Genomic DNA, 26837 nt, shown 5'->3' with positions numbered 1-26837 from the left:
AGGCTTAGAAAAATTTTATATGGAAGCGTACGAATTCTGTCGGAGAAGCGAATTTTTATGGGGCGTGTACGAATCGTTTTGGGAGTGATCCTGTATCTGTGCGGGCAAGTGACTTTTGCCCAGGAAGATGCAGTTCCCGGGGTTTTTATTTATCAGGAATCGCAGCCTTTTACGGCTGTCCTTGTAGAAAAAGCAACGCAGACTTTCTGGCTTTATGGGAAGAATACCGAGGGCTCCTTGGTGGTTCGGCATCATTTCCCCTGCTCCACGGGAGAGATATCAGGGGATAAGCAGGTCTCAGGAGATAAAAAGACCCCTGAGGGGGTGTACTTTTTTTTGACGGAATTTGAGCAACGCTATCTTGCGCCGATTTACGGTACGGGCGCTTTCCCCATTGATTATCCCAATTATATGGATTTGCGTGCTGGAAAAACAGGGAACGCGATTTGGCTCCATGGTACCAACAGAGCCCTTCGTCCTCAGGACACCAATGGCTGTATCGCTCTTGAAAATCATAATCTGGATACCATTCGCGGGGAAATCCAGATATTGCGCAGCCCTATGATTGTGGTGGAAAATCTTGCTTTACAGCAGGATCCCTCTGCTGAGGAAGCGGCAGCGTTCAAAGCCCGAATCCATGCATGGAAAGACAGTCTGTGGAGGGCATCCTATCATGCCTATCTGGCCTTTTATGATCCGGATTTTCTTCCGGAGATTGTCTGGTGGCCGGAGTGGGTAAAGCTGCGGGAAAAGCTGGAAAAAGAGATGGGATCCCTTTCCCTTGTAATCGAGGATCTGGATATTTTTCGTGTCGGGAACAGGGTAACGGCGATATTTGATCTTGCTCTCAGATCCGGAGAAATCCGGCAGAACCTGGGAAGACGGCTCCTTTATTTAGAACCGGATGCCCATCAGGAGATGCGGATTGTGGGGGATCCCTGGCTGTCTCCTCCAGAGTCTCCCGTTTCGGTGGGGGATCTTCTTTTGACGGGACTCCGGGAATTGGATGAAAGAGGGAATGCCGAAGGGCAGGTTCTGCGTATGGTGGATGACTGGCTGGAGGCCTGGTCCAGCCAGAAAATGGAGGTCTATGGTACCTTTTATGCACGGGAATTTCGCTCCCAGGGGCGGGATCGCAGGGCATGGATCCGTTACAAAGAAGGGCTTAGCCGTTCCTATACGTATATCAACGTGACGCGGGAGGGAGATGTGCAGGTGCAGATGCATGGTAAAGACCGTGCAGCAGCATATTTTACGCAGAAATATAACTCCAGCGGATTTGAGACAAGGGGGCGCAAGCGGCTTGACCTGATACGTGAGGGGGGACGATGGAAAATTTACAGAGAGATCTGGGAAGGCTGAGGCGGGAGTATGCAAAGTTCCCTGTCCTGGAGCAGACTTTCAGGGAGAGATGGAGCCTGGTGCTTGTAGGCAGCCGTGGGCGTATTTTGAAGCTTTCTCTGAAGTGGGGATTCATCGTTTTTTCTTTTGCGGCTTTTTTGTTTGTGATTCTGGGAGCCGGCCTGTGGCATTTTTCCCGTTTGGGCTGGGAATATGCTGAGTCCCGGGTTATTCCCAGGGGAGAAATCGATGGTCTGCGCCGGGAAAATCACCAGTTGATGGCACGGCTTGCTGTTCTGGAGACCCAGTTGGGCGAGAGGGCTGTTTTTCATGAGCAGGAAGAAGAGGGGCTGAGGGGAGAGAGCCAGGAGCTTTCGGAAGATATCCCTCCTGTTAAGGAAAGCGAACCGGAAAATTTCAGTACAGCAGAAGAATTGGAACTGGAACAGGAAGAAGGGGAGCCGATTTCATCGGGCGAGAACCCACCCGATGTGGACGTGGTCTTGCAAAAGGTGGCCATTGATGACTATGTTGCAGGTCTTCGTGATGGGGAATACAGGGTTTCTTTTAATATCCGGAACCTTGTAAATGACACAGGAATTTCAGGGCATATTATTTCTGTTCTCATTCCGGAAAATTTATCATCACCTTATCTTGCTTCTCCTTCCCTTGCTGTGCAGGAAGGCAAACCTGTGGATCCACTCAAGGGACAATTTTTTTCCATTCGCAGATTTAAAGATGTTCGTTTGCGTTTCGGGAATATTGATATTCGGCAGTTTAAGAAAAATCGTATTTTTGTCTACAATGAAGCAGGGCTTTTGTTGTATGTCCAGGAATTTGAGGTGATTGCACCCTTGTAGGCATTGCGGGATGTGTGCGGAATATCTGGATGTACCGGAACGGGCGAAGCCACGGAATAATTTTGTTTTGTTACGGGGGGATGGGCAGAAAGCCTTTCCGGAAAAGACGGTGTCGTGAACAGAGCGGTTTTTCCCAAAATGTATCAGAGTGTGCTGTTTATGACCGGGCAATGGCCGAGTGTTGCTGCGCAAGGCAGCTGCGGGCTGGGGAACTTTTTTTTTTATTTTTTGAAATGCATATTGCTGTGGCTTGCTGTATTTTCCGGGGTCAGTCTGGCAGCGTCTTCCCATGAAACCTATTTCAACGGAACGGATCATGCGCTGGATGTCTATCGGATTTGTGGAGAGACACCTGGAAAAACCCTGATGATTATTGGAGGCATCCAGGGAGATGAATTTTCAGGGGTTCTTGCTGTAGATCATTTTGTGGACATTTCCTTAAAGCGGGGCAGTCTTATTCTTGTCCCCAGGGCCAATATGCCCTCGATCATGGCAGGACGCAGGCAGGTTAACAGGGATCTGAACCGTACTTTCGGCAGTGAGCATGACAGGGTTTCTGGAAAGTACGAGGAAGAGCTGGCATCTGTCCTGAAAGCGCTGATGAAGGAAAGTGATTTTCTTTTAAACCTGCATGAAGGCTCTGGATTTTATTCGCCTGTGTGGATTTCCCAGGATCGGAATCCTTTGCGTTATGGGCAATCCCTTATCGCGGATGCTGCCATGTTCAGAAAGAAAGATGGTACGGTTTTAGATCTGGAAGCCAAGGCACTTGATGTTGTGGAGAGGATCAATTGTGATATCCCCGACAGGCGGAATCACTTCCATTTTAACAATCACAGAACCATGGAGGAAGATTCTCTTCACAAAGAGCAGCGAAATTCCGCAACTTTTTATGCCCTTACCCAACAGGAAATTCCTGCCTTTGGTGTGGAAACCAGCAAAACCCTGCCCACACACATGAAAGTACAGCATCATATCCATGCCATTAAGGCCTTTTTTGATATTTTGGAAATCGTCCCTGAATTTCCGGCTTTAAGTCTGACGCCGCCAGTGCTGGATTATCTTGTCGTCTCCGTGGATGGCTATCCTCCTGTTGTGGTGCGTAAAAATGAGACTCTTGAGCTGCTCAGGGGAGCTCATTTGACGATTACAGATGTTGTAGCCAATTATTCCAGAGGGTTTTCCGTACAGATTGATGGTTTTGAGGGGAAGAATCATTTGGGCAGAGGGGTTACTCTTGAGACATCGGTACGGGTACGGGTGCTGAAGGATCATCAGCCCTGTGGATCCATTGCCCTGCGTGTCCGGGAAGAGCCCCAGCCCCTGCCGTTGCTGGCAAAGAAGTCTGAGGAAGAGGGACTTGCCTATCAGTTGCGCATCAATGACAGGGTCTTTTGGATTCCCGATGGTACAGAGGTGGATATACCCTGTGGTGCTGTTTTTGAAATCATGGATGTGGCATCGGGTTCTCTGGATCCCTGGGATCTTGTGGTGAATTTTAAGGGCTTTGTGGCTAACCCCGACAACAATACCGGGGAAGACAGGAGGGTACCCATGGATACGGCCAGGGATCTCTGGGTTCGCTATTCCGAAGGGCAGAGGGGGCTGGTTTATCCTGTGGAGACGTCCTTAAATGGCAGGGTTCTCGGGGGATTCAAGGTGCGTTTACGGGAAAAAGACTGTGCAAGGCCCGGAGAGTGAGTAGAATGGATGGCGTTTTTCATGGGGTTTCTGCTGTCAAGCCCTTGAAAATATGCGGTATCTTTACCAGAATCAGAAGGAGAAAAGATGTGGGTAAGGTCAAGAATCTGTCAATTATTGACAGTGATCTCAAGATAGAAGGAGTTTTACATGCCACAGGGCGTCTTGTGATCAAAGGAAGTGTTAAGGGGACGCTGACGGGATCCACCGTTGTTATTGCCGAGGAGGGGCGTGTATATTGTGATGCCACGGTGGAGGAAATGACCATCGGTGGTATTTTTGAAGGTAGTATTATGGCCAAGGATCGTGTTATCATTCTTGCCACAGGACGATGTGCGGGAACCGTGGCCTGCAAGGATCTTGTGGTGGAAAGCGGGGGATTGGTGAATGCGGAAGTGACCAGTACCCGGGAAAAGGAGCCTCAGGCTCCGGATACAGGGGAGTCGGGTGAAAAAAACGAGGATCGATCCCCCCAGGTTGGCAGAAATGCAAAGATCCGGAAAGTTCTTTGAAGAATCTTCATTCCGGTGCTGAAGGAGTGTCGGTAGACAGGACAGCAGGAATATCCGCAGTAAGGCCTTTGAAGGATGCAAAGGTGATGTCCTTAAAGAGATATCCATGGTGGCGTGCCAGGTTCTCGAACAATGCCCGGTAGCTCAGGGTGATTCTGAGAGACCAGTCTAGGCACAGAAGCGCTGCTGTTTTTCGGATACCTTCCCTTTCCCCTTCAAGTTCCACGAAAAACCCAAAGGGCATCTCATCCAGACAAATTTCCACATTGTGAAGAATAAAGGTTTCCCGGTATTTTTCATAGGGGGTCGTGTGGGTAAATCCCAGTATCCGTAGTGCCTGACATGCGGAATCAAAGTCATCGATACCCGTTTCAATTTCCCGCAGTGTTTTGAATTCGGAATCTGGAATATCCGGGGCTGTTTTAACCGTGAGGAGGTTTTTTTGATCCTGTCTCAGGCGCAGCACAATCCCTTTTTTTCTGAGATCCAGACCGGGTGTATCAAAGAGAATATTTTTTTCAAAAATCCGCCCTTTGCACAGAGGCTTTTGTGAAAGAATCCGGTTGCGGAACCCGGAAGGCTCTGGTATATAAAATTTTACTTCGGTTTCGAGGTTCTTTTTCAATGGAGTCTCCAGGAATCGGGATACGTTTTTTTGGATGAATGCTTTTTTGCCCCTTAAAAAACTAATTCTGATCAGAATTTTTATGGGCAGGATTACAGGTATTCGGTTTTTGGCAGAAAAAGTTTATCATCCGGATATGTGTCAAGGCGGCAATCAGAGCAGGTTGGTGACCTGCTTTTTTTATGTGCCTGTGTAGCCGAACGCAGGCCGGGTGTCAATCTTCGGATCGCCCCGTTTCCGAAGTAGGTTCTTTATGAATCGCATTGGTGCTATGCCGCAAAATGGATATGGAATCATGTTATTTTAATCGGGAGTGACAGCGGTGAAAAAATATACTTACAGTGCAAAAAAGGAAGACAACCAGGGAAAATGGTGGGTCATTGATGCCGATGGCATGATTCTTGGCCGCCTTGCCACCTTGGTCGCGTCGCGTATTCGCGGCAAGCACAATCCCTTGTATACCCCCCATGCGGATACCGGTGACTGGGTTGTGGTGATCAATGCTGAGAAGGTGCGTCTTACGGGCAGAAAGTGGCAGCAGAAAACCTACTATCGCCATACGGGATATACTGGTGGTATCAAGGCCATTACAGCAGAAAAACTTCGGGAGAAGCGGCCGGAAGATATGGTGCGTTTTGCCGTGCGTGGCATGCTGCCGAAAAACAGTCTGGGCCAGAAACTCCGCAACAAGTTGCATGTATATGCCGGCCCGGCCCATCCCCATGTGGCGCAGCAGCCGGAAGAACTTAAACTGCAGTAACCCGAGATATCCGGAGTATTTATATGGAACAAAATAATTTTTACGCAACGGGAAAACGTAAAACCTCCACAGCCCGCACCTGGATCCGCCCCGGATCTGGTAAAATTATGGTGAACGGTATGAATGTGGAAAATTATTTTAAAATCGATACCCACCGTCTTGTTCTGGGGCAGCCTCTGGCACTTACGGAAAGAGCGGAGCGCTATGATGTAACCGTAACCGTAAAAGGGGGCGGTATTTCCGGTCAGGCGGGTGCCGTACGTCATGGTATCACCAAAGCCTTGATGGAAGCAGAACCTGAGCTTCGGGCCGTTTTGAAAAAAGCCGGGTTTATCACCCGTGATGCCCGCGCCAAAGAGCGGAAAAAATACGGTCAGCGTGCGGCACGTGCACGTTTCCAGTTCTCCAAGCGCTAATCGTTATCAGGTGTTTTTTGTGTTACATGAAAGGGTGGGCCGCATGGCCTGCCTTTTTTTGTCTATTCCGGATCATGTGAAAAATAGTCACGATCCTGAGGTGAAACCTGAAAGGACTCCTTTTTATCCGGGTCCATATTTTCCGGTGCGGAGGACTCATGGGCATCCGGCTTGCAATTAACGGATATGGCAGAATCGGGCGCTGTGTACTCCGTGCCCTTTATGAATCGGAGAAACGATCCCATATGCGGATTGTGGCTATCAATGAGCCTGCGGATCTGGCCTCCATGATGCATCTCACACGTTATGATTCCACCCATGGCCGTTTTGCGGGAACCGTGTCCTGTGAAGGTCAGACGCTTTGGGTGCAGGGAGATCCCATTGCTGTTTTTCATCAGCGGGAGGTTCAGGGCTTGCCCTGGGCAGACCTGGAAGTGGACGTGGTGCTTGAATGCTCGGGCCGATGGGTACGTCGTCAGGATGGGGAAGCTCACAAGCTTGCAGGTGCAAAGAAGGTGCTGTTTTCCTGCCCGGGAGAGCCGGGTATGGATGCCACCGTTGTTTTCGGACTCAATGAAGGGGAGCTTTCCGGGAAAGAGACCATTGTTTCCAATGCCTCATGTACGACCAACTGTATCTGTCATGTGATTCATGCTCTGGACGAGGCCCTTGGAATTTCAGAAGGTGTGATCAGTACAACCCATTCCATGATGAATGATCAGCCTGTCATTGATGCGTATCATCACAGGGATCACAGGCGTATGCGCAGTTCCGGTTTTTCCATTATTCCCGCAGAGACGGGGCTGGCAAGGGGCATTGAACGTATTTTACCCCACCTTCAGGGGCGTTTTCATGCGGTGAGTCTTCGGGTTCCCACCATGAATGTTTCTTTGATGCAGCTCACGGCAAGGGTTGGGGAAGCCGTGGATCGGGAGACTGTGAATAGTATTCTCAGGGAAACGGCCTGCCGGAAGCCCCGGATTTTAGGCTACACAGAGGAAAGGTTGGTTTCCTGTGATTACAACCACGATAGCCGGTCTGCCATTGTGGATGGTACCCAGACAGGAATTGGGGGGCGGGATTTGCTTACGGTAATGGCCTGGTTTGACAATGAGTGGGCCTATGCCCATCGTATGCTGGATACGGCAGAAGTCCTGATGCGGGCTGGAGGCGGTTTTTGATTCAGGTTTTCCCGTGGTTTGCCGATTTTCTCTGTATGAATGGAGGAATGATGATGCGTATGGGACTTGGGTTCTGGATCGTGTTTCTGCCTTTTATCTTCATGGCCCAGGGTTTTGGCGATGAAGATTCAGATTTTCGCGGGGTAAGATGGGGGATGGGAAGAATTGCGGTTATGGCCTCGGAGAAGGAGGTGCCGGAACCGGTTTCAGGTGCCTATCTTTCTTACCGGATCTGGCTTCTGGAGGGTGAGGTCTTTTTACGTTATCGTTTTGTGGAAAACCGTCTTGTGGAAGCACGATACGTTTTTCCTGTAAAAAGCAGGGAAGATGTTAACCGTTTTCATGGTTTTCTTGAAAAGAAGTATGGAAAGGGGGCACTGTCTTCTCCTGGGGCACCATGGGATGGTTTTGTCGGGTGGGAGACGCCAAGAACCCGGATTCGCATGGAGCTGGGGGGGGAAGGGTGGGCGCGTATCCTGTATACGGGAAAAGAGATGGTCGATTGGCTGGAAGCAAGGCACCTTTTAGAAAAAGAAATGATTCAGGCAGAGATTCTGGATATGTTCTGAATTCTGGATCTGCTGAAGGGGAAAATTTTTAAATCGGATCAGGGGATTGTTCAAAAATATTTTTTGGGAACCGGTTCATAGATTCTGAAGTCACATCCATGGAGAAAAGATATGATACCGCATGGTATTCTTTCTATTGTGGGAGTTTGCTGGTTGATTTCAGGGCTGTTTCCTGCTCTGGCATCGGAGACGCGAAGCTGGCGTGTGGGAGACAGGGTCTTTCATGAAAAAGATCGGGTCTGGCAGCAGAGGGATAAGGATTCTGAAGCAAGGTGGCGCAGGGAAGGTCGGTTTTTTGGGGAGAGGAATTCCCATTGGTTACAGGTGGAGAATTCAAAGTTTATGCTCAGGGATAAAACCTGGATGCGTAAAGAGCGGTCTTTGTGATATGAAGAAAAATTTATGAAAAAGGCTGTTTGACAGGAGCTGGCCGGTGAAATTCCGGATGGATGGCAGGACAAGGGCATGATCAAGGAGGCCGGATGATTCGTGTTGTTTTTAATCAGAAGGGTGGTGTGGGAAAATCCACCATTGCCTGCAACCTTGCGGCAGTGGCCGCAAGCCAGGGAAAGCAGGTTCTGGTGGTGGATCTCGACAGTCAGTGCAATGCATCCCAGTACCTTTCCGGCTCCCATGGGGTTCCTGAAACGGGGATCACAGATTTTTTTAAAGATCACCTGTATGTCAGTTTTTTTCAATCCAAACCCCTGACCTCGGTGATTCATGCAACGCCCTTTGAAGGGCTTTTTCTTGCTGCTGCCAGCCCGGAACTGGAAGAAATGGGGGCTAAGCTGGAAAGTCGTTACAAAATGTTCAAGCTGAAGGAGGCATTGCGTAAGCTGGAAGATTTTGATGAAATTTATGTGGATACACCACCTGCATTGAATTTTTTCAGTCGTTCTGCCCTTATTGCAGGGGATAGCTGTCTTGTCCCCTTTGATTGTGATGCTTTCAGTCATCAGGCCCTGCATACCTTATCCCAGAGCATTGATGAAATCCGTTCGGATCACAATCCAGGTTTGCGTCTGGAGGGGGTTGTTGTCAATCACTTTCAGGCAAGGGCCAGTATGCCCACAAAACTTATCGCCATGGTGGAAGCGGAGGGTTTTCCTGTTATACCTACCTACATTTCTTCTTCTGTACGGATACGGGAATCCCATTTTGCCTGTGAACCCATGATTTTTTTTGATCCAAAACATAAACTGAGTGTTGAATTTGATCATCTGTACCGCTGGATTTCGGGGAAGGCTGTCTGAAAATTTTGAGGAGGTTTGGGGGATGGAAGGCGTTTTCTGGGGGATTCTGTCGGGTTTTCTGATGGGGAGTTTGGGGTATGTTCTTAACCGGTTTATCTTCTCCCCCGTTTTCCAGTACAGAAAGATCAAGCGCAGACTGGCAAAGGATCTGGCATGGGCTGAGTTCGTGTCAGAGAAAGACGGCCTGAGCCTTTCGGAGACGGCACGCATTGAAAATTTTCGACGCCATGCCAAGGCCCTGACTCATTATACGGAAACGGTCATGCCAATCTGGATGCAGCTTTCTCTGGAACGTCAGAATGAAAACCCTTTGCTGGCTGCATCTGAATTGATGACTCTGGCGAATATACGAACACCGGGTCACCTTCCCAAAAGAATTTTTGCCGTCCGGCAGCATCTGAGGATACGGAAAAAATCAGAGAAGACGGCCTGATGAACGCTGTTTTTCCCTGCGTCCCCACATAAACCCGAGGAATATTCCCCCAAAGACCAGCCCTCCGCCAAGCATCATGTTTTTTTGTTGATTTTCTGATCGCAGACGCGTGTTTTCATGCACAAGGGTTTCGTTTTCTTTTTTTTGTACCGCACAACTTTGGCGAAGGGTGAGATACCCTTCGGAGTCCCTGCTTAGTTGTTCCAGGGAACTTTTTGCCTGATTTAGTGCCTGCTCGCTTTCCGCCAGATTTTTTTCCAGAATGTTTACATTTTCTGTTGCAACAGCACAGGCCTGTCGGTTTTCTTCCGTTTGTTGTTTGAGGATTTCATTTTCTTCCATAAGAAGAGTTATCTGCTGTGCATGGGGCATCCGCTGGATGAGGTAGCGACTCAGTATCCATCCGGATACCGGCTGAGACGCTGTATCAATGGACTGGATATGCGCCCAGCCATTTTTTTGTTCAAGAATTTTTACGGGCTGTCCTGAGTTCAAAAAATAAAGGATTTTATGTTCCGTAGAGGGGCCACGTCGGATACTGAACTGAGAGACATCCGTGATGTAGAGGGATTCTGCATGGGCATGGAAGGGAAAGAGGGGGAGCAGAAAATGGCTCAGGAAATATAAGGTAAAGATATGGCGCATGGTTTTGTGTCCTTGCCAAAAAAAGAAGTTATCGTCAGTTCCCCCTTGAGGAGGTTTTTTATGGGATCTGTATTTTCAGATAGAAGATATTTTTGACAGCTCTTTCCTACTATTTGGATTTGTTATGGTGTTTTTCGGCATTGACATGCATTCTTTTTTAGTGCCTTGCCTCCAGACAGCCTGGCTGCATGGATGTTTTATTTTGAGAATGATAATATTTGCGTGTATTTTTATAGCTGGATTTGAAAGAAAAGTAAATGTTCCTGGAAAGATCAGTTGGTGTGATGGGGAGAGGTGAAACATGGATAGTGAAAATACGTTTTCTTTTTCTCCAATAGGAAGGGTTTCCTCCTGTTTTTCTGAAAAATTTGGTATTCCCAGGCAGGCTGGGCTTGCTCCTTCAGCGTTTGCTGAAATTCATTTTTATGGGAACTATGGGGTACCGGAAGCCCTGCGAGGCTTGGAAGAATTTTCCCATATATGGGTAATATTTGTTTTTCATGCCAGTGCCAGAAATGTATGGCGTCCCACAGTGCGTCCTCCCCGCCTGGGAGGAAATCGTCGCATGGGGGTTTATGCAACGCGAAGTCCCTTCCGGCCTAACCCTCTGGGTTTATCTGCCGTGCGTCTTGAGGGGCTGGAGGTTCGGGGGGGATCCACAGTATTGAAAATTTCCGGCGTAGATTTTTTGGATGGAACCCCCGTTTTGGATATCAAGCCTTATCTGCCCTATGGAGATGCCCTTTTTTCCGCATCTGGCGGCTTTGCTTCAGATTTTCCAGAGGCTCTGTTTACGGTTACTTTTTCCCATGAGGTGGAGAGTTACTGCCAGGCTGAGGTGAATGCGGGCAGAAAGGACTTGAGACCTCTTATTCGTGAACTGCTGTCCATGGACACAAGACCGGCCTATTCCAGGCGTTCGGGGCCTTTTGGAACCCGACTTGCGGGTCATGAATTACGCTGGCATTTTACGGAAAAGGGGGTTGAAGTGACAGTCCTCTTACCTCTGATGGCGAAGGCTTAAATTGGAGTTCTGACTATGACCTTGACTCACTCTTGCAGTCCCTGGTCTTGCCCTTGATCCTGCCATTCCATTGAGAGGTGAAAACAGCCATACAGTTTACCTTTACAGCATGGAGGTGGTAGCTGAAGAAAGGTGGAAATCATTGATGGGACTGTTTTTTACCTCGACCCTGATATGTGGTCTGATTTTTGCATTTTGTCTTGTATCGGATTTCCGGGAGAGGATGCCGCTTCTGGAGCAGTGCGTATAAGTTGATATGGAACTTTTTTGATCAATGGCCGGATAGAAGGGATATGCCCATGGAGATTCTCGGTATTGATGTCGGGTTCGGTTTTACAAAGGCGAGCAATGGTCGCAAGACATTCTGTTTCAAGTCTATTCTGGGTGAAACCACAGATATTCAGTTTTCAACGGGTCTTGGAAACAGGGATATTGCCGAAAACCTTCATGTGACTGTGGACGGTAAAGCCTATTTTATTGGAGATTTTGCCATTACCCAGTCATCGGTACGGCAGTTTACGCTGGATCAGGAGCGGCTTCTGGAAGATTTTGTTCCTGTACTGGCCTTGACGGCTGCGGGGCTTTTTGCGGAAGAAGGCATTACCCTCAATGTGGTTTCCGGGCTTCCCGTTGTGTATCTGAAGCATGATTATGAAAAAATGATCAAGGCCATGTCGGGAAAACACCAGCTGGTATACCATTTCCCCGATGGCAGTCGTCAGAATCGGGAGGTGAGTATTCATGGTGTTCAGATTATGCCTCAGCCTTTGGGAAGTGTTTTTGGCCTTCTTATGGATGAGCATGGTCGTGTGGTGAACCGGGAGTTTCCCGAAAAAAAAATAGGCGTCGTAGATATTGGTTTCAGAACCACAGATTTTTTGATGTTTGACCGCATGTCCTATGTGGAGCGCAGCAGTTCGACTGTAGATATGGGTATGGCAAGAAGTTTCATGGCCATTGCGGAAAAATTAAAACGGGAATCCGGTGTTCAGGTGGAACTTTACCGTTTGTATGAAGCCGTGGAAAAGGGCTGGATTCAGATCCGGGGTAAGGAATATCATATTGCCAGTTTGCGGGATCGGGTTTTTGAACGGGCGGCATCAGAGCTTTCGGGTGAAATTGCACGTCTCTGGGCGGATGAGTGGGATATGCAGGGTGTCATTTTAACGGGTGGGGGGAGCAAGGCTCTGCACGATCATCTGGCCTCCAAGCTTGACGTTCCTGTGCTTACCATGCCCGATAAGATTGAAGACCCTCGTTTTTATAATGTGGAAGGCTATCTGCGTTTTGGCAAGAGTCGCTGGCGGAAAGTTCCCGTTCCCATGCCAGCGCCATCTGCTGTGGGAAAGACTGCTGAGGAGGTGGCAAAGTCTTGACGAGAGGCTGGTGTCCCTTTGACGGAGGGACACGCTGTTTCCTGGCATCTCAGGGGAAACGCTGGGAAACCTGCTGAAATAAATCAAGGACTTCAAAAAAAATTTCCACAAGTTCAGGATCAAACTGTGTACCTGCACCATCCCGGATGATGGTCAGTACCCGTTCTTCTTCCCAGGCCTCTTTGTATACCCTCTGGTGTGAAAGGGCGTCATAGACATCTGCCAGAGCCACAATTCTACCAAAAATGGGGATTTCTTTTTCTTTGCGGGGAAGCGGTTTTCCTGAAGCATCTATCTTTCCAGGCAGGGGAAGACCAGTGAGAATATCAACATGGCCCGGGTAGCCTTTACCATCCCACCGTTCATGATGGGTGAGGGCGACTTCGGAAGCAGCTTGGTCAAAATCCGAGAGCGGATTGAGGAAGAGTCGTGCTCCCTGAAGGGTATGTTCCTGCATGATGATGAACTCTTCTTCCGTAAAACGACCTGGTTTCTTGAGGATACTGTCCGGTATGGCGACTTTTCCCACGTCGTGGAGCATGGCCGCCATACGCAGGCGATCCCGCTGGCGTTCCAGGGTCACAGGATCCATATCACGACGTCTGGCCCAGGCTTCATAGAGAATCACGGCATAGCTGCCCACGCGGTTAACATGGGCCCCGGTCTCCTTGGGATCCCGCATCTCCGCCATGTGAATCATACGCAGCAGAATGGATCGGGTCAGCTGGGCTCTTTCAAGAGCCAAGGAGGCGATGGATGCGAAATGCTGGAGAATCCGGGTATCCTTTTCCGTAAACGCCCGAACCTTTCTGTCCGTATCCATGGAATTGAGGATTTGCAGGACACCAATGGCCTGTTGGTTGATATTGGTAAGGGGCAGGGTGTACATGGAGCGGCTGCGATACTGGGAACGTACATCAAAGGAGCGGCTGAAACGGTAGGGGGCAGATTCGGGAATACGATAAACATCATCGATGCAGAGTGCTTTGTTGTGCAGGGCCACATAACCTGCAATGCTACGGTCATCTACAGGAAGGATGAAGCTGCTGTACAGCAGTTTTTCGCCTGGAGCCAGTTTGCTTTCCAGGGTATCGTTCTGGGTATAGGTAAAACGCAGGGTATCATTTTCCCGTATATAAATGGAGCCGGCATCTGCATCCACAAAATCACGGGCTTCGGTGAGGATGCGTTCCATGAGGATATCCAGATCCTGGATAGCATTGAGATCACATCCTATCTGTAGAAGCCGATCCCGCTGTTCCTGATCGTGCATGGCCTTTCCTCCTTACCTTCCTTTTGTCTTCGGATCATGCCGGTAATAACCAGGCTGTTCCCGGTACGATGCTGAAAATCCCCCCTGTTTTTCACACCCCAAGGGAATCAGAAGGTATAAAACAATGGATTATAAACGCATTCAGGTTAATGTGGGTGCAATACCGGACGCATAGAGGAAATTCAGGGTTTTTCAGCGCATACCGGTATACGGGTACCAGTCCCCCTCGCGGAGACGTTCTACACGGTATACCACAGATTCTCCACTGGATGCGTTAAAAATAATTTTTCTTCCCCATGTCCCCCCTACATCTTCCACCCCAATGGGAATCTGTGCTTCCTTGAGTAGTGTCCTTGCTACATGGATGTTTTTTTCAGCTACTTCCATAGCATCTTTCATGGAAACCGGGGCAGCACCACCAAAGAGCATCCCTTCAAGATATTTTTTTTGTGGTTGCTGATCCAGGAAGATGCGGATGAGGGTACGGGTGGCTACATTTCCGTAGAGGGTGGTTGCCTGCTCAGGTGCGGGGGCTATGGGATACAGAAAATGATTCATGCCGCCGCGCGCTTTTTTTTTGTCAAAAAGTGCAACAGCCACACAGGATCCGAGTACGGCGGAAATCTGCATGGCTTCCTCTGGAACAAAAAGAAAACCTGGCTGGAGCAGGTATTGGGGAAGGGTATGGGGGTTATGCACCATGAAAAGCCATCTGAGAAGCAAAGGGTTTCAAGGTTGTTAAAAATGAATTCTTGCCCCTGAAAAAAATATTCTTGTGGAGCCTATCCATGTTTTTGCCGGTTAAGGCGGCCCACGGCCAACTTGGCTTCCCTTTCTTTGATGGCATTGCGTTTATCATACAGTTTTTTCCCCCGTGCCAAGGCCAGGGCAACCTTGACTTTTCCCTGTTTAAAGTACAGCTTTGCGGGGATCAGAGAATAGCCTTTTTCTTTTGTTTTTCCGATGAGTTTAATGATTTCATCTTTATGTAACAGCAGTTTGCGAACCCGCAGGGGATCGTGGTTGTTATAATAGGCATGGGAGTAGGGTGTAATGTGCATCTGGTAAAGAAACATCTCTCCATTTTTGATCTGGGCGTAGGCATCTTTTAGGTTGACCTGGCCATTTCTGATGGATTTGACTTCCGTCCCCGTGAGGACGATTCCAGTTTCCATGACATCTTCAAAGATATATTCATGACGGGCTTTTCGATTGTCGCTGATCATTTTGGTGTTGTTCACACCGTCCTCCTTGACACCAATATGTACTCTGCCCGCATCTTGCAGGCTTTTTTTATCCGCTGAAGTCCGTTGTTGTCAGTTTGCCGTATTTTCGGGATAGGGTTTGTGCCACATCCTGGGTCGTGATCTTTTGAAGGAGATCCTCCGTAAACAGGCGGCATTCCCGGCTGTTCAGGTGACGGATCATATTTTTAATGGCGGGCATGGACTGGGGATTCATACTCAGCTCCCGTATCCCAAGCCCCATCAGGACAGGCAGGTTCTGGGGAATTCCTGCCATTTCGCCGCACATGGCAACAGGAATCCCCGCTTTGTCTGCCTCGCTCACGACCCGTTGAATCATGCGTAGAACCGCTGGGTTTAGAGCATTGTACAGGTGGGCCACCTGGGGATTCCCCCGGTCAATGGCCAGGAGATACTGAACAAGATCGTTGGTTCCGATACTGAAAAAATCAACTACCCTGGCAAGGGCATCGGCCATGACGACAGCGGAAGGGACTTCAATCATGATACCGACGGGAATATCCGGGTTGTGTTTCTTTTTTTCCCCAGCCAGCTCTGTGGCACAGATTTCTAAAAGCTGCCGCGCGTCCATAACTTCCTCAACACAGGAAATCATGGGAAACATGATTTGGGCATTGCCATAGGCTGCAGCTCTCAGGATGGCGCGGAGCTGAGTTTTAAAGACATCTTTTTTTTTCAGGCAGAAACGTATGGCACGCAGTCCCAGTGCTGGGTTGGCTTCTTCCGGTGTGAGGGTGTAGGCAATGGCCTTGTCCCCATTGATATCGAGGGTTCGGAAGGTGACGGGAGCTGGCGCCATGAGTTCCAGAACTTCCCTGTATTGTTCGAAGAGTTCTGTTTCACTGGGGAAATTGGTACGGCTGAGATACAGAAATTCCGTACGCAGGAGTCCGATACCATCTCCGCCATGATCCCGGACAGAAACGACTTCTTCTGCCAGTTCGATATTGCCCATGACCTGGATTTCAAGGCCGTCTGTTGTGATGGAGGGGAGATGGGAACTGCGTGAGATAGATGCCCTGTGATCTTCAAAGCGTCTTTTTTTTTCTTCATAGAGCAGCAGGGTTTCATCTTCGGGATGCAGGATTACCTTGCCGCTGATACCGTCGACAATGATAATATCGTCGTTGTGAAGTACGGATGTGGCATTTTCAAGACCCAGGACGCAGGGAATCCCCAGAGTACGGGCAATGATGCTGGTATGGGAGGCTGTACCACCATGATCTGTGACAAATCCCATTACCCATTCCAGTTGGATTTGGCTCGTTTGGGAGGGAGAAAGGTCGCTGGCAACGAGGATTACGCGCTTGCTGATACTACCTATGCTTTCTTCCTTCGCTCCCAGAAGGTTACGCATGATGCGTTCGGAAACATGAACAATATCCGCAGAACGACTCTGTAAGTAGGGATCTTCAATATTCTGGAACATGGCCCGAACTCCTGCCACCACAGTTTTCAGAGCCCATTCTGCATTGACACCTTCTGTTTCAATGGTTTCGATGGTGCGACCATAGAGCATCTTGTCCTTGAAGAGAACAAGATGGGTTTCCAGGATTTGGATATGTTCTTTTAAAGCCTCCGGTGTACTTCCAATGATTTCAAGGAGTTCGGCTTTGGCTTTGCGAACGGCATTTTTGAAACGGTTGATTTCCTGGGGGCGTTGAGGCGGAGCAATGCCATATTGGGGAACGACATCCACACCTTCCCTGTCCACCAGATAGACTTTACCGATGCAGATACCGGGTGCACCGCTGATGCCCTCCAAGACCGTTTCTTTTTTTTCTCCCGTAGGCATGGTGAGCTTATTCTCCAAATCCGTCTTCGACAAGTTTGGCAATGTTGTCGAGCAGTGGAAGATCTTGAGGATCCTCTGCATAAAGGGTGATGCGGGTTCCCTGTTCGCAGGCCAGGGTCAGCATATCAATAATGCTTGTGGCGTCAATCTGTTCAGTGGATTTTTCTCGGCAGATCCAAACCCCGGCCTTTGCAGATTGTGCAATACGCGCAATGGCAGCGGCGGGTCTGGCATGCAGGCCGAGGGCGTTGACGATGGTGAGTTTTTTCTGATGCACGTCCGTAATAAATACCGCTTTTTGGGGTTATGGGATGGAAAACGGAAAGCTTTTTGTGACAGATATCATGATCTTGTGTGCCGCGTCTGGGAAAAGATTTTGTAGCAACATTCCTGCCGATGCTTTCAGAGACGGGATGACGCGATATAACAGATCATTCAGGTTACGGGGTATCGCGTGAACTTAAATTGTAAGGACTCGGTTTCGGGGTGTTTTTTTTGTATAAAGCAGATCCTGCATATCGGCAGGATCTTTTTCCTTGCCCAGGAGAGGCTACAATTCCAATCTGTATTCCCCCAAAAGGGTTTTTAAGCTTAAAATTGTTGCCTTCCTTGGCCGGAAAATCAGAGTCTGAAGATGCAGCTGTTACTTCATGGCATCCTTGAGGGCTTTTCCTGGAATGAATTTAGGCGTTTTCCGGGCTGCAATCTCGATTTCTGCTCCGGTCTGGGGGTTTCTGCCTTTTCTGGCCTGACGTTCCATGGTTTTAAAGGTACCAAAACCCACAAGGGTTACGGGTTCGTTGTTGGCCATTGCTGTGGTAATAGCAGCAAAGACACAGTCAACCGCAGCCTGGGCGTCTTTTTTCGAGCTTACAACTTTTGCAACTTCTGCAACCAAATCACCCTTGTTCATGCAGAACCTCCTTAGAATGTTAATCGTCAGCTTGTGATCTAGGAATTGTTGTTGTTTCCGGTGCTACGGTATGGATAAAAAACGGCGGGCATCCAGAATTTTCCAGGAGGTGTTACCCTTTGTGGAAAAGAAATCATATGCGTCGCCCAAATTACGTGCTTGCCAAAGGGCTGTCAAGGAAGAAGTGTATAAAATTCCGTTTGAAAATTAAAATGTTATCATCATTTTTATGAACGGGTAAATTCTTATCCTGACTCTAAATCGATATCAATTTGATTTTGCATTGTAAAAACGAGGATGAACGGTGTTTTTCATGGGGTTAAGCTATAGCAGCAAGTTTGATTCCGTGCAACTGCGATTTTCCATATTTTATAGCTGTCTTGGCGTTTTGGAACTGTTTTGTGAAGTTGTATAAAAAAACTTGACCCTGGGTCATTCTTTCTGTATGGTCTTCTTCAGCATAAAAATTTTCAGGAAAGGTTTTGTCTTGTGAAGAACACATGTGCAGGCAGCTTTAACAGCTATTATTGGTGGTACTATTATTTTAGTATCGACCTGCCTGCGCGTGCGCTCCAGCAAAGCTGACAAGAAAAGCACACGTACCGAGGCGGGTCGCTAAAAGACTCCCACGGTACCGCCCCGATAAAAAGACGAGACAAGGGCCGTGGAGAGACTTCTTCACGGCCCTTTCTATTCGTCAAAACATCAGGAGGCAGGCAGTCATGATCGGCAAGCAGATCCGCATGGAACGCATCATCAATCGGGAAACCAAAAAAACCATCATTGTGCCCCTGGATCACGGTGTATCCGTTGGGCCCATTGACGGTATCCGCAACCTCACCGCCACCATCCAGAAGGTGGCCGAAGGTGGGGCCAATGCCATTGTGGAACACAAGGGCCTTGTGGAGGACGGTCTGCGGGGCAGCGGCCCGGACATCGGTCTTATCATCCATCTTTCCGCATCCACAAGCCTTTCTCCCAAGCCCAATGCCAAAACCATTGTGTGCTCCGTGGAGGAGGCCATCCGCCTTGGGGCGGACGCAGTGAGCATTCATGTGAATCTTGGCAACGGAGACGAAAAGCAGATGCTCAATGATTTTGGCCGCATCAGCTACGAGGCGCGGAGCTGGGGCATGCCCCTTCTGGCCATGATGTATCCCAGGGGGGAGAAGATCACCAATGAATACGACAAGGAAGTGATCAAGCATGCGGCCCGTGTCGGAGCCGAGATGGGGGCGGATATTGTGAAAGTCTCCTACACCGGTTCCACGGAAAGTTTCCGGGAGGTGGTGGAGGGCTGTTTCCGGCCTGTGGTTATCGCAGGCGGGCCTAAAATGGATTCAGACCGGGATGTTCTGGAAATGGTAAAAGGTGCAACGGACGCAGGCGGGGCAGGGGTTTCCATGGGCCGCAATGTGTTCCAGCACAGAAATCCCACCGCTCTGGTACGGGCATTTTCCGCCATTATCAACGGCGGGGCTTCCGTGGATGATGCCATGGAGATCATGCGTCTGGCGGAACAGGGGTGAGATCGGAGAGCCACCGTTTTTTCAATGCAGACGGTGGCTTTCGGTTTTCATGGCAGCGGGATGTGGGCGGAAAGCCCCTTATTATAAAGGAAGGGATGAGGTGGATATGCGGGAAATCTGGGTAAAGGTAGCGCCCTGGAACAAGGAGCTGGTGCTCACCGCTCTGGAGGGCGGCGCTCAGGGGCTTTGGGTGGAAGACGGCAGGGGCGAGGCGGTGAAGGCGCTGGCAAGGATTCCGGTACTGGCTTCGGACGGGGATTTTATTCCAGGAGAGACGGCGGAGATTTTCAGGATTTCGGACGGAAAGCAGGAGGAAGAGGTGGCGGGCCTGGCCGCAAGCCGCCTTGTGGTGCTGGAATGTACGGACTGGACCATCATCCCTCTGGAAAATCTTATTGCCAGAAAAGTGGATGTCATGCCTGTGGTGAAAAGCCTGGACGCGGCCCGCACGGCCTTTGGCATTCTGGAGGTGGGGGTTCGGCGTGTGATGCTGGACATCCAGGAGCCTCTGGCCCTTCAGGCGGCCCTGGAAGGTCTTCAGGTTGAAAGCGGCAGAGAAGCGCTGGAAGAGGCTGTGGTCACCGAGGTTCGGTCTTTGGGTATGGGCGACCGGGTCTGCGTGGATACCTGCACCTCCATGGTGCCCGGCCAGGGTATGCTGGTAGGGGACAGCTCCTCGGCGCTTTTTCTTGTGCATGCGGAAACGGAGTCCAATCCCTATGTGGCACCCAGACCCTTCCGGGTGAATGCCGGGGCGGTGCATGCCTATACCCGCGTGGACGGAGGGCGAACCCGGTATCTGGCCGAGCTGAACGCCGGAGACACGGTGATGCTGGTGGACAGCGAGGGCAACACCAGCCCGGCTGTGGTGGGCCGGGTGAAGATTGAAAAAAGGCCTCTTCTCCTGATTCGCGCCGAGGTGGCGGGCAAGGGCGTGCATACCATTGTGCAGAATGCGGAAACCATCCGCCTGACAGCACCCGGAGGCAGACCCGTATCCGTTGTGGCCCTGAATCCCGGAGACCGGGTTCTGGTCTGTCTCGAAGAAGGGGGCCGTCATTTTGGCCATGCCGTGGAAGAAACCATAACGGAAAAATAGGCGGGAGGCCGGATGACAGCGGACATGGAAGCGGTTCGACGGGCCCTGGAAGTACTCCGTACCCGCATTGACACGATTGACGACAGCATTCTGGATCTGCTCAACGAACGCCTGGATCTGGGCCGGGAGATCGGAGCCGTCAAGGAGGCGGCGGGTCTTCAGGTTCTTGATCGATCCAGGGAAAAAAGCATTTTTGACCGCCTGGTGAGCCGCAGCGTGGGCCGGGCCGTGTCGGATACCCTCATCTATCACCTCTACGGCACCATCATGGCGGCCACGCGGGAGGTGCAGCGTTCCCGCACCATCGCTTATCTGGGGCCGGAAGCCACCAATACCCACATCGCAGCCCTTCAGCACTTTGAGTATGCAGGGCAGTTTGTTCCGAGAACCACCATTGCCGAGGTGTTTGAGGAGGTGGAAAAGGGGAGCTGTGACTTTGGGGTGGTGCCTGTGGAAAATTCCCTGGAAGGGGCGGTGAACCATACCCTGGATCTGCTTTTTCTTTCTCCTTTAAAAATCTGTGCGGAAACCTGCCTTGCCATTTCCCATGATCTGCTCTCACGGGAAACGGATCTCAAGGCTGTGTCCGTGGTGTATTCCCATCCCCAGGCCCTGGCCCAGAGCCGGGGCTGGCTGGCCCAGCACCTTCCCCATGCGCGGCTTGTGGAAATGGCCAGTACGGCGGCGGCGGCGAGAAAGGCGGCCATGGAGCCGGGTGCGGCGGCTGTGGCGGGCAATCAGGCCGCAGCGATTTACAACCTTCAGGTGCTGGCCTCCCACATTGAGGACAGCGGCCGTAACACCACCCGTTTCCTTGTGATCGGCAGGGAGGAAACCCAGCCCACGGGTATGGACAAGACCACCCTCATGTTCGTGACGGCCCATGTGCCGGGTGCCCTGTTCAGCAGCCTCAAGCCCATTGCGGATCTGGGGATCAACCTCGTGAAGCTGGAGTCCCGTCCCACCCGTCAGGAAAACTGGAGCTATTTTTTCATTGCGGATCTGGAGGGTCACCGGGAGGATGCGGAAGTGCAGGAGGCCGTGGCCCGTATGCGGCCCAACTGCCTGTTTCTGAAAATTGTGGGCTCCTATGCCCGCTGCCCTTCTTAAAGGAGAAACCATGGACAGCGGAACCCGGCTTTTCGGGGTGCTGGGGCATCCTGTGGGACACAGCCGCAGCCCTGTGATGCACAACGCGGCCTTTTCTGCCCTTCATATCAATGCCGCCTACCTTGCCTTTGATGTGAAGAGTCCGGAAGGCGTTCCTGAAGCCATGCGCACCCTGGGCATCCGGGGCATGAGCGTGACTTTGCCCCACAAGGAGGCCTTTCTTTCCCTTGTGGATGTACTGGATCCCATGGCTGAAGCCATGGGCGCGGTCAACACCCTCTGTCTTGGGGAGGATGGCCGGATTTCCGGCATGAACACGGACTGGTGCGGCGCACGGGATTCCCTTCTGTCGGTGACTTCCCTTGAGGGAAAGCGGGTGGCCGTCATTGGTGCGGGAGGGGCGGGAAGGGCCGTGGCTTACGGCATCCGCGATGCGGGCGGGTACCCTCTGGTGGTGAACCGGAGCCGGGAGCGGGGGGAAGCCCTGGCACGGGAACTGGAAGCCCCTTTCTGCCCTCTGTCGGATTTTTCCGGAGAGGATGTGGCGGTGCTGGTGAACACCACCTCCGTGGGGATGCACCCTTTTCCCGATGCCATACCCGTGAATGCAGGGGTACTGCGTCCGGGTATGGTGGTGATGGACATTGTGTATGCGCCCCGGAAAACCCGGCTTCTGGCCGCTGCGGAAGCCTGTGGCTGCAGGGTGGTGGATGGTCTTGAAATGTTCATCCGTCAGGGGGCCTTACAGTTTGAGACCTGGACAGGACAGTCCGCCCCCCTGGATGTGATGCGCAGGGCGGTGGAGGCCAGTCTGTGAGACACTCTGGTCTGCCATGAAACCCATGTGGCTGAATTTTTAAAAGTAAGGAGGAAAGATGTCCGAAACTCCGTTTGCGGTGCGGCCCCATCGTCCGGAAGGTGTGCGCGTCCGGGTTCCGGGATCCAAAAGTTACACCCACAGGCTTCTCATAGCCGCCGCACTGGCGGACGGGCCTTCGGAAGTGTCGGGCTGTCTGCGCAGTGAGGACACCCTGCTCACGGCCCAGGCTCTCAGACAGATGGGCATTCCCATCACAGACCATGGTGACGGCCGCATGACTGTGGAAGGAAAAGGAGGCAGGCTTCAGGGTTCGGACAGTCCCGTCTTTCTTGGGAACTCAGGGACTTCCATGCGGCTTCTTTCCGCTGTGGCGGGGCTTGGAGAAAAGGCCAGCACCCTGGATGGCAATGCGCGGATGCGCCAGCGTCCTCTGGGGGATCTTCTGGATGCCCTGGCTCAGGTGGACATCCCCGCACGCAGTGTTGAGGATACGGGCTGCCCACCCGTGGTCATCGGCGGCGGCAGTCGCAGGGGGGGGGCGCTTTCCATTGCCTGCCATCTGAGCAGCCAGTATCTTTCCGGCCTGCTGCTCATGGCACCCTGTCTGGAAAAGGGGCTGGACATCACGGTGACCCGTGGGCCGGTCTCAAGACCCTATATCCTCATGACCCTGGAGATCCTCGAAAAGCTGGGCATTGCCTTCAGCCGGGAAGGAGACACCCATTATATTGTTCCCGGAGGCCAGACCTACAGGGCCGGAAATTATCTTGTGGAACCGGATGCCTCCAATGCCAGTTATTTTTTTGCCGCTGCCGCCATTACGGGAGGTTCCGTAAGCGTGGAAGGACTTTCTCTGGGGTCGGCCCAGGGAGATCTGGGGCTTCTTGGTATTCTGGAGCGCATGGGCTGTACGGTGGCCAGTGACATCCGGGGGATCACGGTGAAAGGCGGAGAATTGCAGGCCATTGACGTGGATATGGGAGACATGCCGGACATGGTGCCCACCCTTGGGGTGGTGGCGGCCTTTGCCCAGGGGACAAGCCGTATCCGCAATGTGGCCCATCTGCGGGAAAAGGAGTGTGACCGCCTGAGTGCCGTGGCAACGGAGCTTACCCGCATGGGCGGGGTGGTGCGCATTGTGGGCGATGATCTGGAAATCACGGGGGGGCAGCCCTTGCACGGGGCGAGAATCCATACCTACGATGATCACCGCATGGCTATGTGCTTTGCCGTTGCGGGCCTGAAGGTGCCGGGTGTGGAGATTACGGATCCCGGCTGTGTGGCCAAATCCTTCCCGAATTTTTTTGAGGTGTTTTCAGGGGTCATGGGATGAGATTGCGTATTTTTCTTGTGGGATACCGATGTGTCGGGAAAAGTACGGTGGCCCGTCATCTGGCCCGTATGCTCGCGTGTTCCTGGGTGGATCTGGATGCCCGCATTGAGAAGAACGCGGGGCGGCCCATCGGAACCCTGGTGGCTGAGGAAGGCTGGGAAGCATTCCGGGATCGGGAAAGCCTCGCTCTGGAACAGGTGATTGCGGAAGGCTTTGGTGTCATTGCCACGGGCGGCGGTATTGTGACCCGGCCGGAGAATATCCGGAAAATGCGGGAGGCGGGCCGGGTGGTACGCCTCAATGCCCTTGCGGAAACAGTGGTGAGGCGCATGGAGGAGGATCTGGCAAGGGGGGCCGTGCGGCCCTCCCTTACGGGAACATCGGCCCTGGATGAAGTGCGGGATGTGATGGCGGCCCGGGAGGCCCTGTATGCAGCGGCGGCCCATGACACGGTGGAGACGGATTTTCTGACACCGGAAGCCCTGGCCCTGAAGATCCTCTCCCTGCAATGAAGCCCCTGAAAAAAAGGGCAGGGTGAAAAAAACGGTTTCCTGCTCAGGGCAGAGAAGCCCCATTCTATGAAAAAGGAGGTTTGGGATGCCTGGAAGCACCATGGGTCATATGTTTCGTGTCACCACCTGGGGGGAATCCCACGGCCCGGCCGTAGGGTGCGTGATTGACGGCTGTCCGCCGGGTCTGGCACTGGATGAAGCCCTTGTGCAGCGGGAGCTGGACAGGAGAAAGCCCGGACAGGCAAAAACCAGCACCACCCGCAGGGAGGCGGATCTCTGTGAGATCCTTTCCGGGGTGTTCGAGGGCAAAACCACAGGCACCCCCATTTCCATTCTGGTGTGGAACAAGGATGCCCGGTCCCAGTCCTATGAGGATATCAAAGACCTTTTCCGGCCCGGTCACGGCGATCTCAGCTATCAGGCCCGCTATGGCATCCGGGACTGGCGGGGCGGAGGGCGGGCTTCGGCCCGCGAGACCATCGGAAGGGTGGCGGCCGGGGCTGTGGCCGGTCTTCTTCTGGAAAAGGAAGGGATTTCCGCCAGGGCCTTCACCCTGGCTCTGGGAGGGATTGAGGCGAGAGTGATGGACATGGACGCTCTGGACAGCAACCCCTATCGCTGCCCCGATGCAGAGGCGGCTTTGGCCATGGAGGCCCGTGTGGCGGAGGTGCGGGCTGCGGGGGATTCCATCGGCGGCCTTGTGGAGCTCTGGATCGACGGGCTTCCTGCAGGTCTGGGGGATCCTGTGTTCGACAAGCTGGATGCAGACCTTGCCGCAGCCATGATGGGAATTGGCGCGGTCAAGGGGGTGGAGATCGGGGCCGGTTTTGCCGTGGCCGCCATGCGGGGCAGCAGGGCCAATGACGCCATGACACCTGAGGGGTTTCTTTCCAATCACAGCGGCGGCATTCTTGCGGGCATCAGCAGTGGGGCGCGGGTGGTGCTGCGTCTTGCGGTGAAACCCATCCCCTCCATTACCATTCCCCAGGAGACCGTGGACATCCATGGGAATCCGAGAAGCATTGTGACCCGTGGACGGCATGATGTGGCGGCCATTCCCCGCATTCTGCCCGTGGCCGAGGCCATGGCAAAGCTTGTGGTGGCGGATCATCTTCTGCGCTGGAGGGCCATCCGATGATTCCGGAGATTTTTCAGGGTAAAAGAATCGGCATTATCGGTGGCAACGGAGGCATGGGGCGCTGGTTTTCGGGTTTTTTCCGGGAGCGGGGGCTTTTTGTGACGGTGTCGGATCTGGGTACGGAGATGACCAACGAAGCCCTGGTGCACAGCTCGGACATTGTGATCCTGTCAACGCCCATGGCCACAGCGGTGCGTCTTGCCCGGGAGCTGGGGCCTCTTTTTTCAGAAGAGCAGCTTTTTGTGGATTTTTCCTCCCTTAAAGAGGAGGTGATCACCGCCATGCTGGAGGCCTCTTCTGCAGAGGTGCTGGGCATTCACCCCATGTTCGGACAATATACGGTGGCCATGCAGGGGCAGAATGTGATTCTGACCCCAGGGCGGGGAGAGGTCTGGACAGCGCCTTTCCGTACTCTCTTTGAAGAGGCCGGCGCACGGGTTTCCGTCATGCCTCCTGCTGACCATGACCGGCACATGGCCTTTGTACAGAGTGTCACCCATCTTGTTACCATTGCCACGGCGGCTTATATGAAAAGGGAGGGGCTGGATACGGATACGGCCAAAAGCGTGGCGACCCTGATTTTCCGTCTGAATCTCGACTGCGTGGGCCGTCTGTTTGCACTGGATCTGGGGCTTTACGAGGATCTCATTGCGAGAAACCCCTATGCGCGGGAGGTCAGTGGTCTTTTTTCGGAGGTTCTGGCGGATACGACGGAAAAAATGCTGGCGGTTGAGGGCTGTTCACGAAGGCAGTGGATGGAGGAGCTGCGGGATTTTCTGGGGCCTTTCTGTGGCGAGGCCCTGCGGGAAAGTAATCGTATTTTGGGCGTTTTTTCTGAAACATCCTGATGTTTTGTTTGATGGATCCCATTTCAATGGCCCGGGGCTTTGTGGCGACGAAAGAGGGCAAGATCTTTTTCGGCGGGAGTGGTAGGGGCCACTGCGTTTTTTGTATGCTTTCCCTGTCGGATGGTTCCACTGGAGAGCTTTTTGTGAGCTGTTTTTGGGTATGTTCTGAAAAAACAGTTTTTAAAATTCTTATGTTTCAAGCAAGTTAAGAAAAAAGAAAAAAGATGGAAAAAAAGGTGTTGACACCCTTGGGTCAAATGGGTAGTTTGCGCCTCGTTGCTTACGGCGGCGGATCGAAAAAATCGATCTTTGAAAATCAGGCAGTGAAAGAATAAGAACATACCCCTGAGTAATCCTCTTAGGAGGAAGTACAGAGATTCAACGGAGAGTTTGATCCTGGCTCAGAATGAACGCTGGCGGCGTGCTTAACACATGCAAGTCGAACGAGAAAGTTCCCTTCGGGGGATAAGTAAAGTGGCGCACGGGTGAGTAACGCGTGGATA

28 protein-coding genes and 1 rRNA gene are annotated in these 26837 nt (G+C 51.9%); 21 read left to right on the top strand and 8 right to left on the bottom strand.

All coding sequences use genetic code 11. The annotated features are described in order from the left end of the window. Positions 1-57 precede the first annotated feature (57 nt). The 4 genes from BR04_RS10675 (at position 58) to BR04_RS10660 (ending at position 4414) form a co-directional block, all read left to right on the top strand. Positions 58-1362, top strand: coding sequence for a L,D-transpeptidase family protein (locus BR04_RS10675; RefSeq protein ID WP_496355997.1), 1305 nt, complete (start codon positions 58-60; stop codon positions 1360-1362). Further along, entirely contained in the window at positions 1329-2201 is an 873-nt protein-coding gene (locus BR04_RS10670) for a hypothetical protein (RefSeq protein WP_496355996.1), read from the top strand. Before BR04_RS10675 ends, BR04_RS10670 begins: the two co-directional genes overlap by 34 nt. 240 nt (positions 2202-2441) lie before the next feature. After that, positions 2442-3902, top strand: coding sequence for a M14/M99 family metallopeptidase (locus tag BR04_RS10665; protein ID WP_496355995.1), 1461 nt, complete (start codon positions 2442-2444; stop codon positions 3900-3902). An 89-nt stretch (positions 3903-3991) separates the two neighbouring features. After that, positions 3992-4414 (top strand): bactofilin family protein, encoded by a 423-nt coding sequence (locus BR04_RS10660; RefSeq protein WP_496355994.1) that lies wholly within the window; start codon positions 3992-3994, stop codon positions 4412-4414. A gap of 7 nt (positions 4415-4421) precedes the next feature. Here the strand turns inward: BR04_RS10660 and cyaB are convergent, their stop codons facing one another. Next, complete coding sequence (gene cyaB / locus BR04_RS10655) at positions 4422-5039, bottom strand: class IV adenylate cyclase (RefSeq protein ID WP_496355993.1); 618 nt, start codon at positions 5037-5039, stop codon at positions 4422-4424. Between the two features lie 322 nt (positions 5040-5361). On the opposite strand from cyaB, the gene rplM reads away from it, so the two are divergent. The 6 genes from rplM to BR04_RS10625 all read left to right on the top strand — a co-directional run bounded on the left by rplM (position 5362) and on the right by BR04_RS10625 (position 9654). Then, the gene (gene rplM, locus BR04_RS10650; protein WP_496355992.1) at positions 5362-5799 is read left to right on the top strand and encodes a 50S ribosomal protein L13; all 438 of its coding nucleotides are present in this window, start codon (positions 5362-5364) and stop codon (positions 5797-5799) included. Between the two features lie 23 nt (positions 5800-5822). Further along, positions 5823-6215, top strand: coding sequence for a 30S ribosomal protein S9 (gene rpsI, locus BR04_RS10645; protein ID WP_496355991.1), 393 nt, complete (start codon positions 5823-5825; stop codon positions 6213-6215). 158 nt (positions 6216-6373) lie between these two features. Next, entirely contained in the window at positions 6374-7396 is a 1023-nt protein-coding gene (locus BR04_RS10640) for a type I glyceraldehyde-3-phosphate dehydrogenase (protein WP_496355990.1), read from the top strand. Between the two features lie 50 nt (positions 7397-7446). Then, on the top strand, positions 7447-7965 hold the full coding sequence (locus BR04_RS10635; RefSeq protein WP_496355989.1) for a hypothetical protein: 519 nt from the start codon (positions 7447-7449) through the stop codon (positions 7963-7965). 482 nt (positions 7966-8447) lie between these two features. Continuing rightward, positions 8448-9221, top strand: a complete 774-nt coding sequence (locus BR04_RS10630; RefSeq protein ID WP_496355988.1) for a ParA family protein — start codon at positions 8448-8450, stop codon at positions 9219-9221. Between the two features lie 22 nt (positions 9222-9243). Continuing rightward, positions 9244-9654 carry a hypothetical protein gene (locus tag BR04_RS10625; RefSeq protein WP_496355987.1) on the top strand — a complete coding sequence of 137 codons (411 nt, stop codon included), beginning with the start codon at positions 9244-9246 and terminating at the stop codon, positions 9652-9654. Here the strand turns inward: BR04_RS10625 and BR04_RS10620 are convergent. Then, positions 9637-10299 carry a TIGR04211 family SH3 domain-containing protein gene (locus tag BR04_RS10620; protein ID WP_496355986.1) on the bottom strand — a complete coding sequence of 221 codons (663 nt, stop codon included), beginning with the start codon at positions 10297-10299 and terminating at the stop codon, positions 9637-9639. The two genes, BR04_RS10625 and BR04_RS10620, sit on opposite strands and share 18 nt — an antisense overlap. 301 nt (positions 10300-10600) lie before the next feature. Between BR04_RS10620 and tsaA the strand changes: the two genes are divergently transcribed. Further along, entirely contained in the window at positions 10601-11323 is a 723-nt protein-coding gene (tsaA, locus tag BR04_RS10615; RefSeq protein ID WP_496355985.1) for a tRNA (N6-threonylcarbamoyladenosine(37)-N6)-methyltransferase TrmO, read from the top strand. A gap of 299 nt (positions 11324-11622) precedes the next feature. Beyond that, entirely contained in the window at positions 11623-12699 is a 1077-nt protein-coding gene (locus BR04_RS10610) for a ParM/StbA family protein (protein WP_496355984.1), read from the top strand. Positions 12700-12748: 49 nt separating this feature from the next. On the opposite strand, the gene BR04_RS10605 is transcribed toward BR04_RS10610, so the two are convergent. The 6 genes from BR04_RS10605 to BR04_RS10580 all read right to left on the bottom strand — a co-directional run bounded on the left by BR04_RS10605 (position 12749) and on the right by BR04_RS10580 (position 17945). Continuing rightward, complete coding sequence (locus BR04_RS10605; RefSeq protein ID WP_496355983.1) at positions 12749-13972, bottom strand: HD domain-containing phosphohydrolase; 1224 nt, start codon at positions 13970-13972, stop codon at positions 12749-12751. A 192-nt stretch (positions 13973-14164) separates the two neighbouring features. After that, the gene (locus BR04_RS10600) at positions 14165-14674 is read right to left on the bottom strand and encodes a chemotaxis protein CheD (protein WP_496355982.1); all 510 of its coding nucleotides are present in this window, start codon (positions 14672-14674) and stop codon (positions 14165-14167) included. Between the two features lie 80 nt (positions 14675-14754). Continuing rightward, entirely contained in the window at positions 14755-15213 is a 459-nt protein-coding gene (gene smpB / locus BR04_RS10595; RefSeq protein ID WP_496355981.1) for an SsrA-binding protein SmpB, read from the bottom strand. A 52-nt stretch (positions 15214-15265) separates the two neighbouring features. Continuing rightward, positions 15266-17032 carry a phosphoenolpyruvate--protein phosphotransferase gene (gene ptsP / locus BR04_RS10590; RefSeq protein ID WP_496355980.1) on the bottom strand — a complete coding sequence of 589 codons (1767 nt, stop codon included), beginning with the start codon at positions 17030-17032 and terminating at the stop codon, positions 15266-15268. 7 nt (positions 17033-17039) lie between these two features. Further along, complete coding sequence (locus tag BR04_RS10585) at positions 17040-17309, bottom strand: HPr family phosphocarrier protein (protein WP_496355979.1); 270 nt, start codon at positions 17307-17309, stop codon at positions 17040-17042. 366 nt (positions 17310-17675) lie between these two features. Further along, complete coding sequence (locus BR04_RS10580) at positions 17676-17945, bottom strand: HU family DNA-binding protein (protein ID WP_496355978.1); 270 nt, start codon at positions 17943-17945, stop codon at positions 17676-17678. A gap of 722 nt (positions 17946-18667) precedes the next feature. On the opposite strand from BR04_RS10580, the gene BR04_RS10575 reads away from it, so the two are divergent. The 9 genes from BR04_RS10575 to BR04_RS10535 form a co-directional block, all read left to right on the top strand. Then, positions 18668-19474 carry a 2-amino-3,7-dideoxy-D-threo-hept-6-ulosonate synthase gene (locus BR04_RS10575; protein ID WP_496355977.1) on the top strand — a complete coding sequence of 269 codons (807 nt, stop codon included), beginning with the start codon at positions 18668-18670 and terminating at the stop codon, positions 19472-19474. 106 nt (positions 19475-19580) lie between these two features. Then, complete coding sequence (locus tag BR04_RS10570) at positions 19581-20573, top strand: 3-dehydroquinate synthase II (protein WP_496356054.1); 993 nt, start codon at positions 19581-19583, stop codon at positions 20571-20573. Positions 20574-20585: 12 nt separating this feature from the next. Continuing rightward, positions 20586-21683, top strand: a complete 1098-nt coding sequence (gene pheA, locus BR04_RS10565) for a prephenate dehydratase (protein ID WP_496355976.1) — start codon at positions 20586-20588, stop codon at positions 21681-21683. Positions 21684-21693: 10 nt separating this feature from the next. Continuing rightward, positions 21694-22500, top strand: coding sequence for a shikimate dehydrogenase (locus tag BR04_RS10560; protein ID WP_496355975.1), 807 nt, complete (start codon positions 21694-21696; stop codon positions 22498-22500). Between the two features lie 58 nt (positions 22501-22558). Next, positions 22559-23836, top strand: coding sequence for a 3-phosphoshikimate 1-carboxyvinyltransferase (aroA, locus tag BR04_RS10555; RefSeq protein WP_496355974.1), 1278 nt, complete (start codon positions 22559-22561; stop codon positions 23834-23836). After that, positions 23833-24348 (top strand): shikimate kinase, encoded by a 516-nt coding sequence (locus BR04_RS10550; RefSeq protein ID WP_496355973.1) that lies wholly within the window; start codon positions 23833-23835, stop codon positions 24346-24348. Before aroA ends, BR04_RS10550 begins: the two co-directional genes overlap by 4 nt. Before the next feature lie 85 nt (positions 24349-24433). Beyond that, positions 24434-25486: a chorismate synthase gene (gene aroC, locus BR04_RS10545; protein WP_496355972.1), complete on the top strand. Its 1053-nt coding sequence runs from the start codon at positions 24434-24436 to the stop codon at positions 25484-25486. Then, complete coding sequence (locus tag BR04_RS10540; protein WP_496355971.1) at positions 25483-26334, top strand: prephenate dehydrogenase/arogenate dehydrogenase family protein; 852 nt, start codon at positions 25483-25485, stop codon at positions 26332-26334. Before aroC ends, BR04_RS10540 begins: the two co-directional genes overlap by 4 nt. Positions 26335-26712: 378 nt before the next feature. Further along, a 16S ribosomal RNA gene (locus BR04_RS10535) occupies positions 26713-26837 on the top strand; the annotation flags it as partial.

This window comes from Desulfobotulus sapovorans DSM 2055 (assembly GCF_059569355.1).
Note: the sequence above shows the minus strand (reverse complement) of the source record. Positions and strands in the feature narration are given on the sequence as shown.

Bases quoted from the DNA above. Each gene is read 5' to 3' on its own strand.
- BR04_RS10670 (WP_496355996.1), top strand. From the start codon at position 1,329: ATGGAAAATTTACAGAGAGATCTGGGAAGGCTGAGGCGGGAGTATGCA.
- aroA (WP_496355974.1), top strand. From the start codon at position 22,559: ATGTCCGAAACTCCGTTTGCGGTGCGGCCCCATCGTCCGGAAGGTGTG.
- BR04_RS10640 (WP_496355990.1), top strand. From the start codon at position 6,374: ATGGGCATCCGGCTTGCAATTAACGGATATGGCAGAATCGGGCGCTGT.
- BR04_RS10540 (WP_496355971.1), top strand. From the start codon at position 25,483: ATGATTCCGGAGATTTTTCAGGGTAAAAGAATCGGCATTATCGGTGGC.
- BR04_RS10560 (WP_496355975.1), top strand. From the start codon at position 21,694: ATGGACAGCGGAACCCGGCTTTTCGGGGTGCTGGGGCATCCTGTGGGA.
- BR04_RS10580 (WP_496355978.1), bottom strand. From the start codon at position 17,945: ATGAACAAGGGTGATTTGGTTGCAGAAGTTGCAAAAGTTGTAAGCTCG.
- BR04_RS10575 (WP_496355977.1), top strand. From the start codon at position 18,668: ATGATCGGCAAGCAGATCCGCATGGAACGCATCATCAATCGGGAAACC.
- BR04_RS10550 (WP_496355973.1), top strand. From the start codon at position 23,833: ATGAGATTGCGTATTTTTCTTGTGGGATACCGATGTGTCGGGAAAAGT.
- pheA (WP_496355976.1), top strand. From the start codon at position 20,586: ATGACAGCGGACATGGAAGCGGTTCGACGGGCCCTGGAAGTACTCCGT.
- BR04_RS10625 (WP_496355987.1), top strand. From the start codon at position 9,244: ATGGAAGGCGTTTTCTGGGGGATTCTGTCGGGTTTTCTGATGGGGAGT.
- tsaA (WP_496355985.1), top strand. From the start codon at position 10,601: ATGGATAGTGAAAATACGTTTTCTTTTTCTCCAATAGGAAGGGTTTCC.
- aroC (WP_496355972.1), top strand. From the start codon at position 24,434: ATGCCTGGAAGCACCATGGGTCATATGTTTCGTGTCACCACCTGGGGG.
- BR04_RS10635 (WP_496355989.1), top strand. From the start codon at position 7,447: ATGATGCGTATGGGACTTGGGTTCTGGATCGTGTTTCTGCCTTTTATC.
- BR04_RS10600 (WP_496355982.1), bottom strand. From the start codon at position 14,674: ATGGTGCATAACCCCCATACCCTTCCCCAATACCTGCTCCAGCCAGGT.
- rpsI (WP_496355991.1), top strand. From the start codon at position 5,823: ATGGAACAAAATAATTTTTACGCAACGGGAAAACGTAAAACCTCCACA.
- ptsP (WP_496355980.1), bottom strand. From the start codon at position 17,032: ATGCCTACGGGAGAAAAAAAAGAAACGGTCTTGGAGGGCATCAGCGGT.
- BR04_RS10605 (WP_496355983.1), bottom strand. From the start codon at position 13,972: ATGCACGATCAGGAACAGCGGGATCGGCTTCTACAGATAGGATGTGAT.
- BR04_RS10610 (WP_496355984.1), top strand. From the start codon at position 11,623: ATGGAGATTCTCGGTATTGATGTCGGGTTCGGTTTTACAAAGGCGAGC.
- BR04_RS10620 (WP_496355986.1), bottom strand. From the start codon at position 10,299: ATGCGCCATATCTTTACCTTATATTTCCTGAGCCATTTTCTGCTCCCC.
- BR04_RS10675 (WP_496355997.1), top strand. From the start codon at position 58: ATGGGGCGTGTACGAATCGTTTTGGGAGTGATCCTGTATCTGTGCGGG.
- BR04_RS10570 (WP_496356054.1), top strand. From the start codon at position 19,581: ATGCGGGAAATCTGGGTAAAGGTAGCGCCCTGGAACAAGGAGCTGGTG.
- BR04_RS10630 (WP_496355988.1), top strand. From the start codon at position 8,448: ATGATTCGTGTTGTTTTTAATCAGAAGGGTGGTGTGGGAAAATCCACC.